The sequence below is a fragment of the Paenibacillus sp. FSL R7-0340 genome (assembly GCF_038002205.1).
GTDB lineage: Bacteria > Bacillota > Bacilli > Paenibacillales > Paenibacillaceae > Paenibacillus > Paenibacillus polymyxa_B.
Genome location: NZ_JBBOBY010000001.1, coordinates 2,009,580 through 2,024,227 on the forward strand (window position 1 = coordinate 2,009,580; position 14,648 = coordinate 2,024,227).

Below are 14,648 nucleotides of genomic sequence, written 5' to 3' on the forward strand. Positions count from 1 at the left end.
AATACGGTATGGAAGTGAATTGATGGAGGGACCAATCATAACTTGTATGAGTATAGGCGTTTATGCTCATGCACTTACAAGGGGCAATAAATACATCGTAAAAAAAGAAGATGGGGACAAGTATAGAATTATTGGAAACCATGGAAAAGCAGTTTGGATATCAAAAGCTCATTTTATTGAAGGAAATATAGAAGTGCCTTATTTAGAAAGATGGAAGTTTGATGAGGATCCAAAGGAATTTGATTTGGTGGAGGTGACCCTTACTTTTTCGGATGGAAGTGAACGATGGAGTTTGGTGACAACCCCTCAAAAATTAGTAAATCACTTTAAAAAAGAAATGGAATCACCAGGATTTAATATTAAACATCTTATTATAACGAAAACAATGGACCACGATGATATTGAAAAAATATTAAAATATTTAGAGGCCAATGATGAATTAACAGAAGCAAGCCAAGCTTTGGAATGTTGATTTGGAGAGGATGGAGGAATTGCATAACATAATATTCAAGCTACGGCTCTTATGGAAAATATAGAAACGTTAGGTGAAACATTTGAGAATCTAGAAATGAGGTAACTTCAATGATGCAATACAGAATCCGACCAATAATAGAAGATGATGTGTTTTTTTTATGGGAGATGTTATATGAATCATTATTTGTCCCAGAAGGTCAAGAGCCATTCGATAAAGCGATAATAAAAGACCCTTATATATCAAAATATATTGAAGGTTGGGGAAGAGAGGGGGATTTTGGATTTATAGCAATGAACCATGAGGGTGAACCCGTCGGATCAATAACAGTTCGATATTTTAACGAGGATAATAAGGGATTTGGATTTATTGATAATGATGTACCCGAACTAGGAATGGCTTTGTTAAAAGAATACAGGGGAAGAAAAATCGGAATGGCCTTAATGGATGAATTATTTAAAGAAGCTAGGAAGAGGAATATAAAAAAATTATCCCTCAGTGTTGATCCGAGCAATGCAGCGGCAATGAAACTCTACGAGAGATTCGGATTTAAAGAAGTTGGGAAAGTTGATTCATCAATCACGATGGTTGTCGATTTGAGAAGTTAAAATACAGTAGTAATAGGGATTATTTTAAGGAACTCAAAAGAGATCAAGGGTATCGCCTAACATCATATTCAAGCAGCGGCTCCTTACGGAGTATGGGTCTGCGAGGTGGATTTCGGAGAGGAATTTCAGCAGACAACCCCTTAGGGGTTCATGAATACAAGAACGTTAGCTGAAATATGACTAAAAAAACAAAAAGGAGCCAAAACAATGAGTGAATTGACTTCAGGAAGCTTATCACTATTGAAATATAAAGAAGCAATTCTTGAGCATGATCCTATATACGCGGAGGATTTAAATGACAAATGGTTTGTTTTCGTAACCAAAGATACAGAAGAAAGTGAAGAAATTCCAGAAAGTCTATTTCAAATTTCAGAAAAAATCCCAGTGTTATATTTTTATAATTTTGAAGATCACTGTTGGGGATACCGTGTAGTTTACAATTCACAAGAGATAGCAAGTCTTCATATATCATATGTGTTATTAGATACTTCAATTATTAAGCTTGCAGAAGAAAGATATCCAGAGGAAGATCACATTGAATTTTTATATGTAGACCCTAGAGGGGACAAAATCAGAACTGAATTAATTGAAGAAGTTCTGAGATCTAATGAATACAATGAGAAAATAGCAAAACAGTTTACAAATTGCAATCTAAAAACATTTAGATTTTTTGAACTAGATAATGAGCGAATAAAACAATTAGACGATATTTTGAATAATAATTACTATACACAACTGGAATCTGAGCATCAGTTAGTAGAAGAGTTTAAAGAATTATTAAACATTGAGGAAATGAGCTGGATACGAGCAGATAGAATGAATGAAGATTAGAAGCTAATAGATAGTGAGGGCTTGTAGATATAAGAACGTTAGGTGAAATACGGAGTGTTAGGAGGCCTGAATGAATTACGATGAAGTATTAAATGAAGTATTCTTTAAAGATGGAAGTCTAAGGGATATTTATATATTGGATACAGACATCCAAGTATGGGCCTTAATTTTTAATTACCTAGAAAGTAGTGAGATTAATTATCAGGTAACTATAGATGGGCTACTAACTAGAATCAGGGATATTGCTGAATTGTTAAGAATTAAAAAAGAAGCAAGTATTGGGATAACTATTGAATATAGTGAAATTGATATTTGTGGGCATTTTTATGAAGGAAGCGTTATTGAATTTGATATTTCACCAATACAGATAGACTCAGAGAAAAAAATAGATGTACTCATGAACTTTCTAAAAGATTTAAGTCGGAACCTAAACAAAACGATAATTATAACTCCAGAAATGACTATAGAAGAGGTATTAGTTCGAGTAGAGCCTAAAGGGAAAATTGAATTAATTATGTGAGTATTTCAGTGCATTCCACCTAACATCGTATTCACACTGTAGTCGCTTTCGCTTCCTTGGTCCACTAGATGCGGCTCAAGAAGCGAATTCAGTGGACCGTCTGAGAACTTAACCATGTAGCGGGCAGCTCCTTCAGAGCCTTAAGGTTCTCATGTTCGTGAATACACAAACGTTAGCCGAAATAACCGTAATATTGAAAAGGAGAGTATACATGAAATTTACTTATACACTAAGTAATATTGGTTGGGCAGATGTACATCTTCGAATTGAAAATTCGGAAATTTATACTTCTCCAAGCTATCTCTCTGGGGCTCAGGCGATCAACCTTGCAAGGCTAAGTATTTGACTCGGTGCTGAAGCACCTTAATCCTTTCGGGGGATAAATACATAAACGTTAGCTGAGAATCGCCAAATTAAATAACAAGGGGAATTTTTATGTTTGATATTACTGGGACAATAAAATTGATTATCTAAGAAATACCCGCTGGTTGTACTATAACGATGATTACTTGGAATTTCTTATACAAAGGGTTTGGAAGATAAATAAACCTGTAAAGATCATAGATTATGGATGCGATTTTGGATATTTAGGACTAAAGCTTCTTCCATTGCTACCAAATGGATCAACATATACTGGCATTGACAAAGGCATGGAATTAATTAAGCAAGCCAATAAAATATCAAAAACAATATGAAGCAGAAGCAACTTTTTCTAAAGAGTTCAGTGATAAATCTTGGTTAGTATAACACCTAATATGAAGATTTCCTTTGGTACGGTACAGAGACTTTTAAAGTAGGGTGTATGCAAAAAACATTGTGGGAGGCTATATGTGGGTACAGACATTTGGTTTTTTGTAGAGAAAAGGTACTTCAGAGACGAATGTGAACAGATTGATGGTACTTGGAGAAAAATCAAAAAGAGTAAGCAAGAATTAAATGATACTGCTACTTGGTTAAGTGTAGATAAGTGGACTGTTAACCCTTATTACTATCTGTATCCAGAACACAAGACTTCTAAATTGAAACCAAGTGATCCTTATGAATTTTACAGTGGGGATAGAAACTATGATTTATTTAGTATTCTATCGAATACTAGGAATGATCATAATCTAAAGTTTATATCTTTGCCAAGAGGTCTTCCAGTGGATATTTCCCCTCAATTGAGTGAAGTTGCATTCGAGGATAAAGATGATTTTTATGACCACAGTTGGCTATTATTGAAGGATTTAATTAATTTTAAATGGGATGAAAATTATTATTGTGATCAATTTATGGAATACAGAAATATTATGAATACATGTTCGAACTTCATCAATGAAACAATTCCAAAATTATTGAAATTAGGGAATGCTGAAGATGTAAGAGTGATTTTCTGGTTTGGTTAGGACAGAATATTCGTCTTATTTATCAGGTGAGTTATGTGGGATTAGAAGATGTTAGTAGCTCAAAAAAATGTGGTGGATATCCTATACTTAATATTCAACTGCATCTCCTTACGGAGCCTAGGTCTGCGAGAAGGAGTCTCGAAAAAGGATTTTCAGCAGACAACCCCTTTGGGGGAGCGTGAATACAAAAACGTTATCCTAAATAATTGCAATTTGAAAAAAGGAGCGTGATACCATGAATGAGAAGTCACGGTTACTAGAGGAGTTCAAAGAATGGATCAGTTTTGTTTCTGAGATTCGTGAAATGGATTGGCAAATAACGATTGCTGAAGGTAAATGGTCAGTTCAGGATATCGTAAGTCATATACTACTGTGGGATAAATACTTTTTTGAAGCAGCAATAAGTCCCATATTAAACAATAAACCTCTGACATTAACACGTATTGATTTTGATAAATTTAATCAGGATGCTATTGAATATGGAAAAACAAAAACGAAAGAAGAATTAATTAAATTGACTATTCAGTACCGTAACATGATATTGGAGAGTATAGAAAGTTTTGAAGACGACAAGTTTACTAAAGAATATGCTGACGGGAAGTTTACTGTAATATCATATTTAAGAGATTTTATCTGGCATGATCAACATCACATAAGACAGATTGATGAGCTTAAAAGAAGAGCTATGTGAGTATATAGGCGGGTGAATCATATGGGGGATTATTGGAACAAAAGATTTACTGAAGAAGGGATGATTTGGGGTTGTGAACCAAGTCAAACTGTAACCCAAGCTATAGATTTGTTCAAAAAGAATAATGTACATGATATTTTGGTTCCTGGTGCTGGATATGGAAGAAATACAAAGGCGTTCTCTTCTTATTTTCAGGTTGATGGAATTGAGATATCTAGTTCAGCTATAAATCTAGCAAAAGAATGGGACTTAAAAACGAATTTTATTCAAGAATCGGTATTAGAGTTTAGTACATGCCAAAGATATGATGGAATATATTGTTATGATTTATTGCATTTATTTTTGTTAGAAGACCGAAAAAAACTGATACAGAATTGCGTGAAGCATTTGAAGGAATTGGGAGTAATGTATTTCACATGTTTTTCTAATTGTGATTTTAATAATGGTGTGGGTAGGGAAATTGAAGAAGGAACATACGAATACAAGAAGGGTAAATATGCTCACTTCTTTACTGAAGAAGATTTAAAAGGACATTTTAATGATTTGAATATATTAGAAACGGGTTCCATAAGAGAGACTCTAATATATGCAGAAAAACAACAGAAAAAATATGAATTAAGATATATATTTGTTCAAAAGATTGGATAGCTATTCTAAGAAGCAAGCAACTTCTTCTACATCGTTTTATTGCTTCACTCAGCTCAAGTTGATTTTTTGTGCTTTTGAACAAAGCAAATACACCGCCGTAAGTTTAATCGCTTAGGACGGTGTATCTGTCTTTAGAACCACTGTATATCCGTTGAAAACTTTTTATTCCTCTCCGGTCGCCACCGGATTCTCCTCATAACTGATCCAGTCGCTCCAGCTTCCCGGATATAAACGAACCTTACTAAATCCAGCTTCATTCAGGGCCAGTACATTGGGACAGGCGGATACGCCAGAACCGCAATACACGATAATTTCTGCGTTTGGATCAAGGTCGGCAAAGTGCTGCTGCAATTGTTCCACATTTTTAAAGCTACCTTTTTCGTCCAATACCTCTTTCCAAAAGAAATTCACCGCACTTGGGATATGCCCTGCTGCTTGATCTATGGGCTCTTCCAGTCCCAGGTAGCGCGGCCGCTCTCTGGAGTCGATCAGTATAGGTGAAAAACCGATATAGGAGCCAACAGGAGCAGAATCTTCGGATATATGTTGTACTTCTTTCATACTTGTGAGCATTTGTGGCTGAACATTTGCCACAAAGGTCGAGGGAATGCGAATCGGCTGATCTGCCGTAACGGGGAATTTTGCTTCCTTCCAGGCACTGTAGCCTTCTTCCAGTACGTACACCTGCTCATGCCCGAGATAGCGCAGGAGCCACCAGAAGCGGGAAGCCATCATACCGCCTTGGTCATCATAAGCGACGATGCGTGAAGATGCGTTGATCCCGGCACGACTCAGACGTGCGGCAAGTGTATCCGCATCAGGTAATGGATGGCGACCACCATGCTCACCAAGAGGAGCAGTAAGGTCTTCTTCCAAATCGAAGTGAACCGCCCCTGGAATATGGTCTTCATTAAATTGAGTCCGTCCAGCCCCGGCTTGTCCGAGCAGGGAACGGCAGTCAGCAATGATCATGTCCGGCTCATACAATCGGGCCAGCAGCCAGCGTTTGGATACGATGGATTTCATAGAGGATTCCGCCTTCCTTTATTTAACAGTAAATTTAATCCGTTGAGTATGGTTTATGAAAATGGGGTAAATAAGTTAAGAGCTGGCCTTCAGGGGATGCTCAGTGTCGGGCAACTCACTTTGGTGGATGACTTTCTTTTTAAAATCCGCTCCGTATCGGATAAAAATCCATACCCCGAACAGGATGAAAAAGCCTGCACCAAATTGTAAAGTAGACAGCCTTTCCCCGAGCAGCACCCAAGCTAGCAGGGAAGAAATAACGGGTTCGCCGAGTACCGCCATCGACACCGCGGTGGCGTTAATGTATTTGAGTAGCCAGTTAAACAGGTAATGTCCGAACAGCGTAGGCACAATGGCAAGCAGCAGGAACAGTCCCCATTCCCGTGGAGCGTATCCGGTAAAAGGAATGGCATTGACCACATTATACAGCGCAAGTGAGGTGGCTGCGATGGAGAAAACCCAAAAATTATACACAAACGCGCTCAAATGCTCGCGCAGATGCTTGCCCATCAGCATATGGATGGACACGGCTACCATACCCAAGAAGGACAGTGCGTCCCCGAGCAGGGCTTGTCCCGAGACATGGAAGTCTCCAGCTCCGATGGCCAGTGAGCCGATAAAAGCCATACCCATTCCGATGAGCATAGCACGATTCGTGCCCGTCCGGAAAAACAAAAAAGAACCGAGCATGACAAGGATCGGCTCCAATGTCATAATAACGGTAGAGCTTGCAACGGTGGTCAGTCGAAGTGAGCCCATCCAGAGTAAGAAATGCAGCCCCAGCGCAATGCCGGACCAGAGGATCAGCATCCACTGCTTGCGGGTCAGGCTAAACAGCTCAGTGCGGTATTTCCAGACCAAAGGCAGCATGATCAGATTGGTTAGGTACAAACGGTACATAGCGATGACGGACACCTCGGCTTCAGACCATCTTACGAAGATCGAGGAGAACGAAATAGCGATAATACCTATGATGTACAATAATTCAAAGGAAAACGACGGTTTGTGTGCTTGATTCATGTGGCAGCTCCATCCGTATGGAAGAAAGTAAATACGTCTATGTTCCTTCCAAGCGGTATCTCGAAAAATAGGTTTAATACAGCCCATTATACCGTACCTGACATTCCCGTGGTATTAGGATTTTGCAAAATCCTGAGAATATTATAAACGGGAGCAGGAGGTAGGATTTTAAGTGAGATGCTGCGTAGAACTTTTGCTGCACAAGCTCGTCTATCATAGTGGAGGTGGATTTTATGAAAAAACAAAACACATTTTCAATCATACTACTGACTGTAGTGGCAGTGCTGGCTCTGTCAGCCTGTGGAACGAAACCGCAAACCAATAACACCGCACCTCAAGGGTCAGACCAACCGCAAACGCAACAGCAGCCGCAAGTTAAACCGGAGCCAATCGCTGAGCCGGAGGTTAAAAAAGGCACAGGTGTATACAATGGAGCTGCTGACCCCCATACGGTTGAAATTGAAACCAATGGCGAAGCCCAATCCTTCCAATTGGGGGAGGGACTGGACACGGTAATAGCTGGACTTAAAGAAGGCGATACAGTAGCGTTTGAATACAACGAAAAAGCAGTAGAGGGCGACGCGACGGCGAAGCAACTGACTTTAACGAAAATACAAAAAACAGAGGCTGCAACAGATAGCAGTCAAAACGGAAGTTCCAGTCAAGCAGTAGGCGGGGAACGCTCGAAAACTCAAGCTTTTGAGCTTACCCTTGAAGGAAAAAAGGAAAAGCAGACAGCAACATTGGCAAAAGGAGAGGGATATTCACTGTATGTGTTTGATCCGATGTCCCTGTTTCCCGATCAAAACCGTGTTGCCTTGGCTGTAGATGATAACTATTATGCTGAAATTACAAAGCTGCCCTCCGATTTTAATCTGGATGAGCTTCAAAAAGAAGGCGAAAAGGATCTAGCTTCCATCGGCAAGGTGCAAAAGCTGGACAAAGCAGCCATACCTGAAGCGTTATCCAGTAGCCGTCTGTTCTTACAAGCGAGCAGTTCGAAGATGACACAGCAATATATTGTTGTAGAAAATAAAACAGGCGGTTTCATCGTGAAAGTGAACATTCCACAAGGTGAACCTGCTGAAGGATTCGAATCCTTCATTTATACATCGCTGGAGAGCCTGCAAGCTAATAAATAACCCTCTTTGGTGTTGGGGTGGTCGGCGGCTTACAATCATGAATTTAAGGCAGTCATGCCGCTGAAAATTGTTATTTTAAGGGTTAGGTTAGAGCTATAAGGGTCTAATCTATAATTGCGAGACCTGCACTTTTGTGCTATAAAGGATGAGAGAATAAGATCATTCCGGCTTGCGAAGTCGTATGAAGCGATGAAGGAGTTGTTAGATTTACTATGTCCATCGAAATGAATACACAAGAAGTCATCAACGTGATTAAAAACAGCAAGAAAAAGACGCCTGTTAAAGTATATGTAAAAGGAGCTTTGGCTACCGCATCTTTTGGCGAGAATGTTCAAGCTTTTATTTCTGGAGACAGTGGTGTTGTATTTGGGGATTGGGCTGATATCAAGCCTGTACTGGATAGCGCAAACGCGAAAGAAGAAGACTATGTGGTGGAAAATGACCGCCGTAACTCTGCTGTTCCTATGCTCGATCTGAAAGGCATCAATGCCCGCATTGAGCCAGGCGCATATATTCGTGATATGGTTGGCATCGGTAACAACGCAGTCATCATGATGGGTGCAGTGATTAACATCGGTGTCACCATTGGTGAAGGCACGATGATTGATATGAATGCTGTGCTGGGCGGTCGTGTTAAAGTAGGTAACATGTGTCACATCGGTGCAGGCGTTGTCCTGGCGGGTGTCATTGAACCACCATCTGCACAGCCAGTTGTAGTAGAAGACGATGTATTGATCGGTGCGAATTCGGTCGTATTGGAAGGCGTGCGAATTGGTAAAGGTGCAGTTGTTGCAGCCGGAGCTGTCGTAACTGAAGATGTGCCTGAATACTCCGTAGTGGCGGGTACACCTGCACGTGTGATCAAACAGGTCGACGATAAGACCAAATCTAAAACTGAGATTTTGAAAGAACTGCGCGTTCTGTAAGAAGGCAAAAGTTTTTTATGTACCAAAGGTGAACGATTCCTTGTCAGAAGCATGATGCACTGACAGCATAACTTAGGGACGAAGCACAACGGACAAGGCTCGGCGGCTGCGCCGGGCTTTTGTCCTTTTGTTCTTTTGCCAGATAAGAGCTGATGAGCTATAAAGAGGAGGCGTAGCGGTAATGAGTACGGTCGACTATCGTTCTTTTGTCCAAATACGAAGAGATTTACATCAAATTCCCGAGCCAGGTTTTGAGGAATACAAAACACAGCAATATTTGCTGGATTATTTGGAAACGCTCCCTCAGGAGCGGTTGGAAATTCGTACATGGCGTACGGGCGTGTTAGTGTTCATTCATGGAACAGCTCCTGAACGCCGCTATGGATATCGTTGTGATATGGATGGTTTACCGATTGAAGAAGAGACAGGGTACGATTTTCGTTCGAACCATCCCGGCTATATGCATGCTTGTGGACACGATTTACATATGACGATTGGATTGGGAATTGTTACTCACTTTGCAAGCCATCCGATTAAGGATGACCTGGTTGTGCTGTTTCAACCTGCTGAGGAAGGGCCGGGCGGAGCCTTGCCTATGCGGGACAGCATGGAGCTGGCAGACTGGATACCCGATGAAATTGTCGCGCTGCATGTTGCACCTGAATATCCTGTCGGTACAATTGCGACTCGCCCGGGCATCCTATTTGCCAATACGTCGGAGCTTTTCATCGACCTGAAGGGTATGGGCGGGCATGCTGCGTATCCACACAAGGCGAATGATATGGTAGTAGCTGCTTGCCAACTGGTGGGACAATTACAGACGGTTGTAGCCCGTAATGTGAATCCACTCGATGCAGCGGTCATTACCGTGGGTAAGGTTAGCGGAGGCACGAAGCAAAATATTATCGCGGAAACCGCCCGTTTGGAGGGTACGATTCGAACGTTGTCAGCCGATACAATGATGCTGGTTAAATCACGGATTGAAGCGCTGGTACGCGGTGTTGAAGCTGGATTTGAATGCCATGCAGAGATTCACTATGGCTCAAACTATTTGCAAGTGTACAATGAAGCTCAGGTGACCGAGGAATTTATGAACTGGGTCCGTAATCGGCAGGATGTGCAGCTTATTGAATGCGGAGAAGCGATGACCGGAGAAGACTTTGGGTATTTTCTGGAGCGAATTCCCGGTCTGATGTTCTGGCTTGGTGTTGATACGCCTTATGGTTTGCATCATGCGAAGCTGGAACCTGCGGAGGAAGCGATTGGTGTAGCCATTCGTGTGCTGACAGACTATTTTACATGGAAGTCTCAAGGGTAAATGATACGCCCTGAATAATTATGTTTAATGAAAAGAATGAAATGGAATGAAGTCGAATTTTTGAAGGAGGGTGTTATGGGAGAGCAAACCATCATCCGATTTGAACGGGTGACCAAGCAATATGACAACGATCCCCCAGTGCTGGCGGACGTCAGCTTTGAGATTGAGCGTGGTAAATTTTATACACTGCTGGGTCCTTCCGGCTGTGGTAAAACAACGATTCTGCGTATGATTGCAGGTTTTGCGGAGCCGACAGAAGGCTCTATTTATTTAAATGGAAAACTCATTAATCGTGTTCCAGCCAATGAGCGGCAGGTCAATACGGTTTTTCAAGATTATGCGCTATTTCCGCATCTGAATGTGTTTGAAAATGTAGCCTTTGGTCTGCGCATCAAAAAGATGAACAAAAAGGACATTCAGGAGAAGGTGACACAGGCGTTGTCCTTTGTCAATCTGGAAGGCTACGGTGAGCGAGAAATTTCTGAGATGTCCGGGGGACAGCGTCAGCGTGTAGCCATCGCACGGGCTATCGTCAATGAGCCTGATGTTCTGTTGTTGGATGAACCGTTGTCTGCACTGGATTTAAAGCTGCGTACAGAAATGCAGTACATTTTGCGCGAAATGCAGCAGCGCCTTGGAATTACCTTTATTTTCGTTACGCATGATCAGGAGGAAGCGCTGGCCATGTCGGACGAAATTTTTGTCATGAACAAAGGTAAGATTGAGCAGAGTGGTACGCCTAATGATATTTATGATGAGCCGATTAATCGGTTTGTTGCTGATTTCATCGGCGAATCCAATATTGTCCCAGGACGGATGATTGCGGATTACCAAGTGGAATTTAACGGTCGACAGTTTGAATGTGTTGACGGAGGATTACGTCCGAACGAGCCCATTGAAATTGTGATCCGGCCAGAGGACTTGGAGATTACGAGTGTGGCTGAAGGCAAGCTACGTGTAAAAGTAGATACCCAATTGTTCCGAGGTGTTCACTATGAAATAAGCTGCTATGATGATTCGGGTCAGGAGTGGCTCGTACATTCTACCAAAAAGGCGGAGCTGGGCAGTGAAATCGGTCTGCGATTTGACCCGGAAGCGATCCATGTGATGCGGTTCGGGGAAACAGAGGAAGAATTTGATCGGCGTCTGGAAGCCTATGAAGAGGTGGATCAGCATGTCCGGTAATACAAGAGCAGCGTATCTGCTGCCTTACTATTTATGGATTGTGCTGTTCGTGGCAGCTCCGGTTGTACTTGTGTTTTACTATTCATTATTTGATGTGGATGGTCATCTCACCTTCAACAACTACGCTCAGTTTCTGACACCTGTTTATTTGAGCATGACGCTTAGCTCGTTCTGGTATGCATTTCTGATCACTGTATTTTCACTGTTAGTTGCTTACCCGGCAGCATATTTGCTCACACGCACCAAGCATAAGCAACTGTGGCTGTTGCTCATTATTTTGCCGACCTGGATTAACTTGCTACTCAAAACGTATGCTTTTATCGGGATCTTTGGTACCTATGGCCCGGTGAATGCGGTGTTAGGTATGGTTGGGTTGGGTGGTCAGCAATTATTGTTTACCAGCTCCAGCTTTGTGTTTGTGTCGGTTTATATTTTTGTGCCTTTTATGATTTTGCCCATCTATAACGCGCTGGAAGGGTTAAACCCGTCATTGCTGGACGCAGCCCGTGATTTGGGAGCCTCCAAATGGACCGCGTTTCGCAGGGTTATTTTCCCGTTAACGCTTGCGGGTGTGCGATCCGGTTGCATGGCTGTGTTTATTCCAGCGTTGTCGCTGTTTATGATTACCCGCCTGATTGCAGGTAACCGTGTGATTACACTGGGGACGGCGATAGAGCAGCATTTTCTGGTTACTCAGGATTGGGGTATGGGCTCTACGGTTGCCGTGTTCCTGATTTTGGCGATGGGGATCATTATGCTGCTCACCTCGGGAACGAAACGGAGGGTGCGGCATGGTAAATAAAAACCGATTCGGGAATATTTATTTGGTGATTGTTTTTCTCGTGTTGTACGCACCTATTTTGTATTTGATGTACTATTCCTTCAACAGTGGCGGGACGATGCATGAGTTTGAAGGTTTTACACTCCAATATTACAAAGAGGTGTTTGCAGACACCCGTTTGATCATTATTGTCATTAACACCTTGGTGATTGCTTTGCTGTCGTCTGCGTTGGCTACGATTATTGGCATTATGGGGGCACTGGCTATTCATCAGATGCAGAACCGTCGAGTCAAAAACACGATGCTGTCGCTCAATAATGTATTGATCGTGAACCCGGACGTCATTATTGGCGCTTCCTTCCTCATTTTGTTCACGATGGTCGGGATTAAGCTGGGTTTCTACTCCGTTTTATTATCCCATATTGCATTTAGTGTGCCGATTGCGGTCATTATGATTTTGCCGAGGTTGCAGGAAATGAGTCCATCTCTGGTCGATGCCGCGCGTGATTTGGGTGCCAGCCGAATGGATGTGCTGACCAAGGTGATTCTACCCTTTATCAAGCCAGGGATTTATGCGGGCTTCTTTATGGCGTTAACATACTCGCTGGATGATTTTGCGGTGACCTTTTTTGTGACAGGTAGTGGCTATTCGACCTTATCGGTGGAAATATACTCACGTGCCCGTCAAGGGGTTTCCTTGTCCATCAATGCGTTATCCACGCTCATTTTCCTGTTTACTGTGCTGCTGGTGGTGGGTTACTACTTTATTATGCGCAAGGCGAATCGTAATGGTAAAAAAGAGCCTGCGGCAGAAATGGGGGTGCCTAGATGAAGTCACTTGTGCGCGTGTTTCTGTCCATTTTCATCATCTCGTTTGGTCTGATGGGGGTGGCCGCATGGCTTAATTCCAGTCAAGGCTACTCCGGTGGCAACACACTGACGGTGTACAACTGGGGAGACTACATTGACCCCGAGCTGTTGGAACGGTTTCAGAAGGAGACGGGGATTACTGTCATTTATCAGACCTTTGACTCCAATGAGGCGATGCTGACGAAAATCGAGCAGGGAGGAACTTCGTTTGATGTAGCGGTTCCCTCGGAATATGCTTTGGCTAAAATGAAGCAGGAGCACTTGTTGCTCCCGTTGGACCACGGTAAGCTGCCGAATTTGAAGCATGTGGATTCTCATTTTCTAAACCTTTCGTTTGACCCGAATAATGAATACTCGGTACCATATTTTTGGGGTACAGTCGGGATTGTGTTTAACCCGGAGCTGACGAAAGGCATTGATTTTCATAGCTGGAACGGTCTGTGGAATCCAAAGCTGCGTAATAACCTACTGTTGGTTGATGGTGCGAGGGAAGTCGTAGGGATGTCACTGAACAGCCTTCACTATTCCTTGAACGATACGAATGAGGCACATTTACAGCAGGCTTTAACGAAGTTGGAGAAATTAGCGCCTAATGTCAAAGCGGTTGTCGGTGACGAGATTAAAATGCTGCTGGCAAACGAGGAAGCTGCTGCCGGCGTTGTATGGTCCGGTGATGCGTCTGAAATCATGGATGAGAACGAGAAGCTCGATTACATCGTGCCAGATGAAGGCTCCAACTTGTGGTTTGATAATATGGTTATTCCAAAAACCGCTACGCATGTGGATGCGGCCCATAAGTTCATCAATTTCATGATGCAGCCCGATGTAGCCGCTCAAAATGCCGAGTTTGTAGGATACTCCACACCTAATGAGGATGGAAAGAAGTTGTTGCCTGAAGATATCTCTGGTGACGAGCGTTTTTATCCTCCGTCGGAAATTACTGACAAGCTGGAAGTATACAACAATCTGGGCAAGCGCATGCTCGCTCATTACAATGAATTGTTCCTGCAATTCAAAATGCATTTAAAGTAGGGGAGTGGCGTTGGGATTAGGGGTTGGTGCTTTAAAGGTCGCTGCGGTGGTGGATGGTGCTTACCATCGCTGTTAAATTCCGATTTTTATGATTGAATATTTAAAGGTTAAAATCTCAATTTAAAGGCGACCGCTTCGCTTGTCCAGCACCATTCCGCCCCCTCCGCTGCACCGTGCTTAAAGGTACGCACCC

General features: G+C 42.4%; 17 protein-coding genes and 1 pseudogene. 16 read left to right on the plus strand and 2 right to left on the minus strand.

Annotated features, from left to right (window positions below; genetic code table 11):
• Window positions 1–22 precede the first annotated feature (22 nt).
• The 9 genes and pseudogenes from MKX59_RS08935 to MKX59_RS08975 all read left to right on the plus strand — a co-directional run bounded on the left by MKX59_RS08935 (window position 23) and on the right by MKX59_RS08975 (window position 5,155).
• Window positions 23–472: a hypothetical protein gene (locus MKX59_RS08935; protein ID WP_340858274.1), complete on the plus strand. Its 450-nt coding sequence runs from the start codon at window positions 23–25 to the stop codon at window positions 470–472.
• A 110-nt stretch (window positions 473–582) separates the two neighbouring features.
• The gene (locus MKX59_RS08940) at window positions 583–1,080 is read left to right on the plus strand and encodes a GNAT family N-acetyltransferase (protein WP_028542549.1); all 498 of its coding nucleotides are present in this window, start codon (window positions 583–585) and stop codon (window positions 1,078–1,080) included.
• Between the two features lie 207 nt (window positions 1,081–1,287).
• Window positions 1,288–1,911 (plus strand): hypothetical protein, encoded by a 624-nt coding sequence (locus tag MKX59_RS08945; protein WP_076157275.1) that lies wholly within the window; start codon window positions 1,288–1,290, stop codon window positions 1,909–1,911.
• 70 nt (window positions 1,912–1,981) lie between these two features.
• Window positions 1,982–2,431: a protein export chaperone secb gene (locus MKX59_RS08950; RefSeq protein WP_068942469.1), complete on the plus strand. Its 450-nt coding sequence runs from the start codon at window positions 1,982–1,984 to the stop codon at window positions 2,429–2,431.
• Between the two features lie 211 nt (window positions 2,432–2,642).
• Window positions 2,643–2,777 carry a hypothetical protein gene (locus tag MKX59_RS08955; RefSeq protein WP_256703474.1) on the plus strand — a complete coding sequence of 45 codons (135 nt, stop codon included), beginning with the start codon at window positions 2,643–2,645 and terminating at the stop codon, window positions 2,775–2,777.
• A 115-nt stretch (window positions 2,778–2,892) separates the two neighbouring features.
• A pseudogene (locus tag MKX59_RS08960) lies at window positions 2,893–3,123 on the plus strand (methyltransferase); the annotation flags it as partial.
• A 138-nt stretch (window positions 3,124–3,261) separates the two neighbouring features.
• Window positions 3,262–3,816, plus strand: a complete 555-nt coding sequence (locus tag MKX59_RS08965) for a hypothetical protein (RefSeq protein WP_075154537.1) — start codon at window positions 3,262–3,264, stop codon at window positions 3,814–3,816.
• Window positions 3,817–4,051: 235 nt separating this feature from the next.
• Window positions 4,052–4,507 carry a DinB family protein gene (locus MKX59_RS08970; protein WP_339200573.1) on the plus strand — a complete coding sequence of 152 codons (456 nt, stop codon included), beginning with the start codon at window positions 4,052–4,054 and terminating at the stop codon, window positions 4,505–4,507.
• Window positions 4,508–4,528: 21 nt separating this feature from the next.
• Window positions 4,529–5,155, plus strand: a complete 627-nt coding sequence (locus MKX59_RS08975) for a class I SAM-dependent methyltransferase (RefSeq protein WP_028542547.1) — start codon at window positions 4,529–4,531, stop codon at window positions 5,153–5,155.
• A gap of 162 nt (window positions 5,156–5,317) precedes the next feature.
• On the opposite strand, the gene MKX59_RS08980 is transcribed toward MKX59_RS08975, so the two are convergent.
• Window positions 5,318–6,181 carry a sulfurtransferase gene (locus tag MKX59_RS08980; protein WP_340858279.1) on the minus strand — a complete coding sequence of 288 codons (864 nt, stop codon included), beginning with the start codon at window positions 6,179–6,181 and terminating at the stop codon, window positions 5,318–5,320.
• Between the two features lie 75 nt (window positions 6,182–6,256).
• Window positions 6,257–7,201: a DMT family transporter gene (locus MKX59_RS08985; protein ID WP_340858280.1), complete on the minus strand. Its 945-nt coding sequence runs from the start codon at window positions 7,199–7,201 to the stop codon at window positions 6,257–6,259.
• Between the two features lie 233 nt (window positions 7,202–7,434).
• Between MKX59_RS08985 and MKX59_RS08990 the strand changes: the two genes are divergently transcribed.
• The 7 genes from MKX59_RS08990 (at window position 7,435) to MKX59_RS09020 (ending at window position 14,455) form a co-directional block, all read left to right on the plus strand.
• Window positions 7,435–8,343: a hypothetical protein gene (locus MKX59_RS08990; protein ID WP_069080346.1), complete on the plus strand. Its 909-nt coding sequence runs from the start codon at window positions 7,435–7,437 to the stop codon at window positions 8,341–8,343.
• A gap of 212 nt (window positions 8,344–8,555) precedes the next feature.
• Complete coding sequence (dapD, locus tag MKX59_RS08995) at window positions 8,556–9,269, plus strand: 2,3,4,5-tetrahydropyridine-2,6-dicarboxylate N-acetyltransferase (protein ID WP_076264709.1); 714 nt, start codon at window positions 8,556–8,558, stop codon at window positions 9,267–9,269.
• Between the two features lie 181 nt (window positions 9,270–9,450).
• Entirely contained in the window at window positions 9,451–10,587 is a 1,137-nt protein-coding gene (locus MKX59_RS09000; protein ID WP_023989588.1) for an N-acetyldiaminopimelate deacetylase, read from the plus strand.
• A 75-nt stretch (window positions 10,588–10,662) separates the two neighbouring features.
• A complete protein-coding gene (locus MKX59_RS09005) occupies window positions 10,663–11,772 on the plus strand; it encodes an ABC transporter ATP-binding protein (protein WP_028542542.1) in 1,110 nt (369 codons plus the stop codon).
• Window positions 11,762–12,574, plus strand: a complete 813-nt coding sequence (locus MKX59_RS09010; RefSeq protein WP_023989586.1) for an ABC transporter permease — start codon at window positions 11,762–11,764, stop codon at window positions 12,572–12,574. The genes MKX59_RS09005 and MKX59_RS09010 overlap by 11 nt, the downstream gene beginning before the upstream one ends.
• Complete coding sequence (locus MKX59_RS09015) at window positions 12,564–13,385, plus strand: ABC transporter permease (protein ID WP_023989585.1); 822 nt, start codon at window positions 12,564–12,566, stop codon at window positions 13,383–13,385. The genes MKX59_RS09010 and MKX59_RS09015 overlap by 11 nt, the downstream gene beginning before the upstream one ends.
• Window positions 13,382–14,455 (plus strand): ABC transporter substrate-binding protein, encoded by a 1,074-nt coding sequence (locus MKX59_RS09020; RefSeq protein WP_076264708.1) that lies wholly within the window; start codon window positions 13,382–13,384, stop codon window positions 14,453–14,455. Before MKX59_RS09015 ends, MKX59_RS09020 begins: the two co-directional genes overlap by 4 nt.
• Window positions 14,456–14,648: the final 193 nt, after the last annotated feature.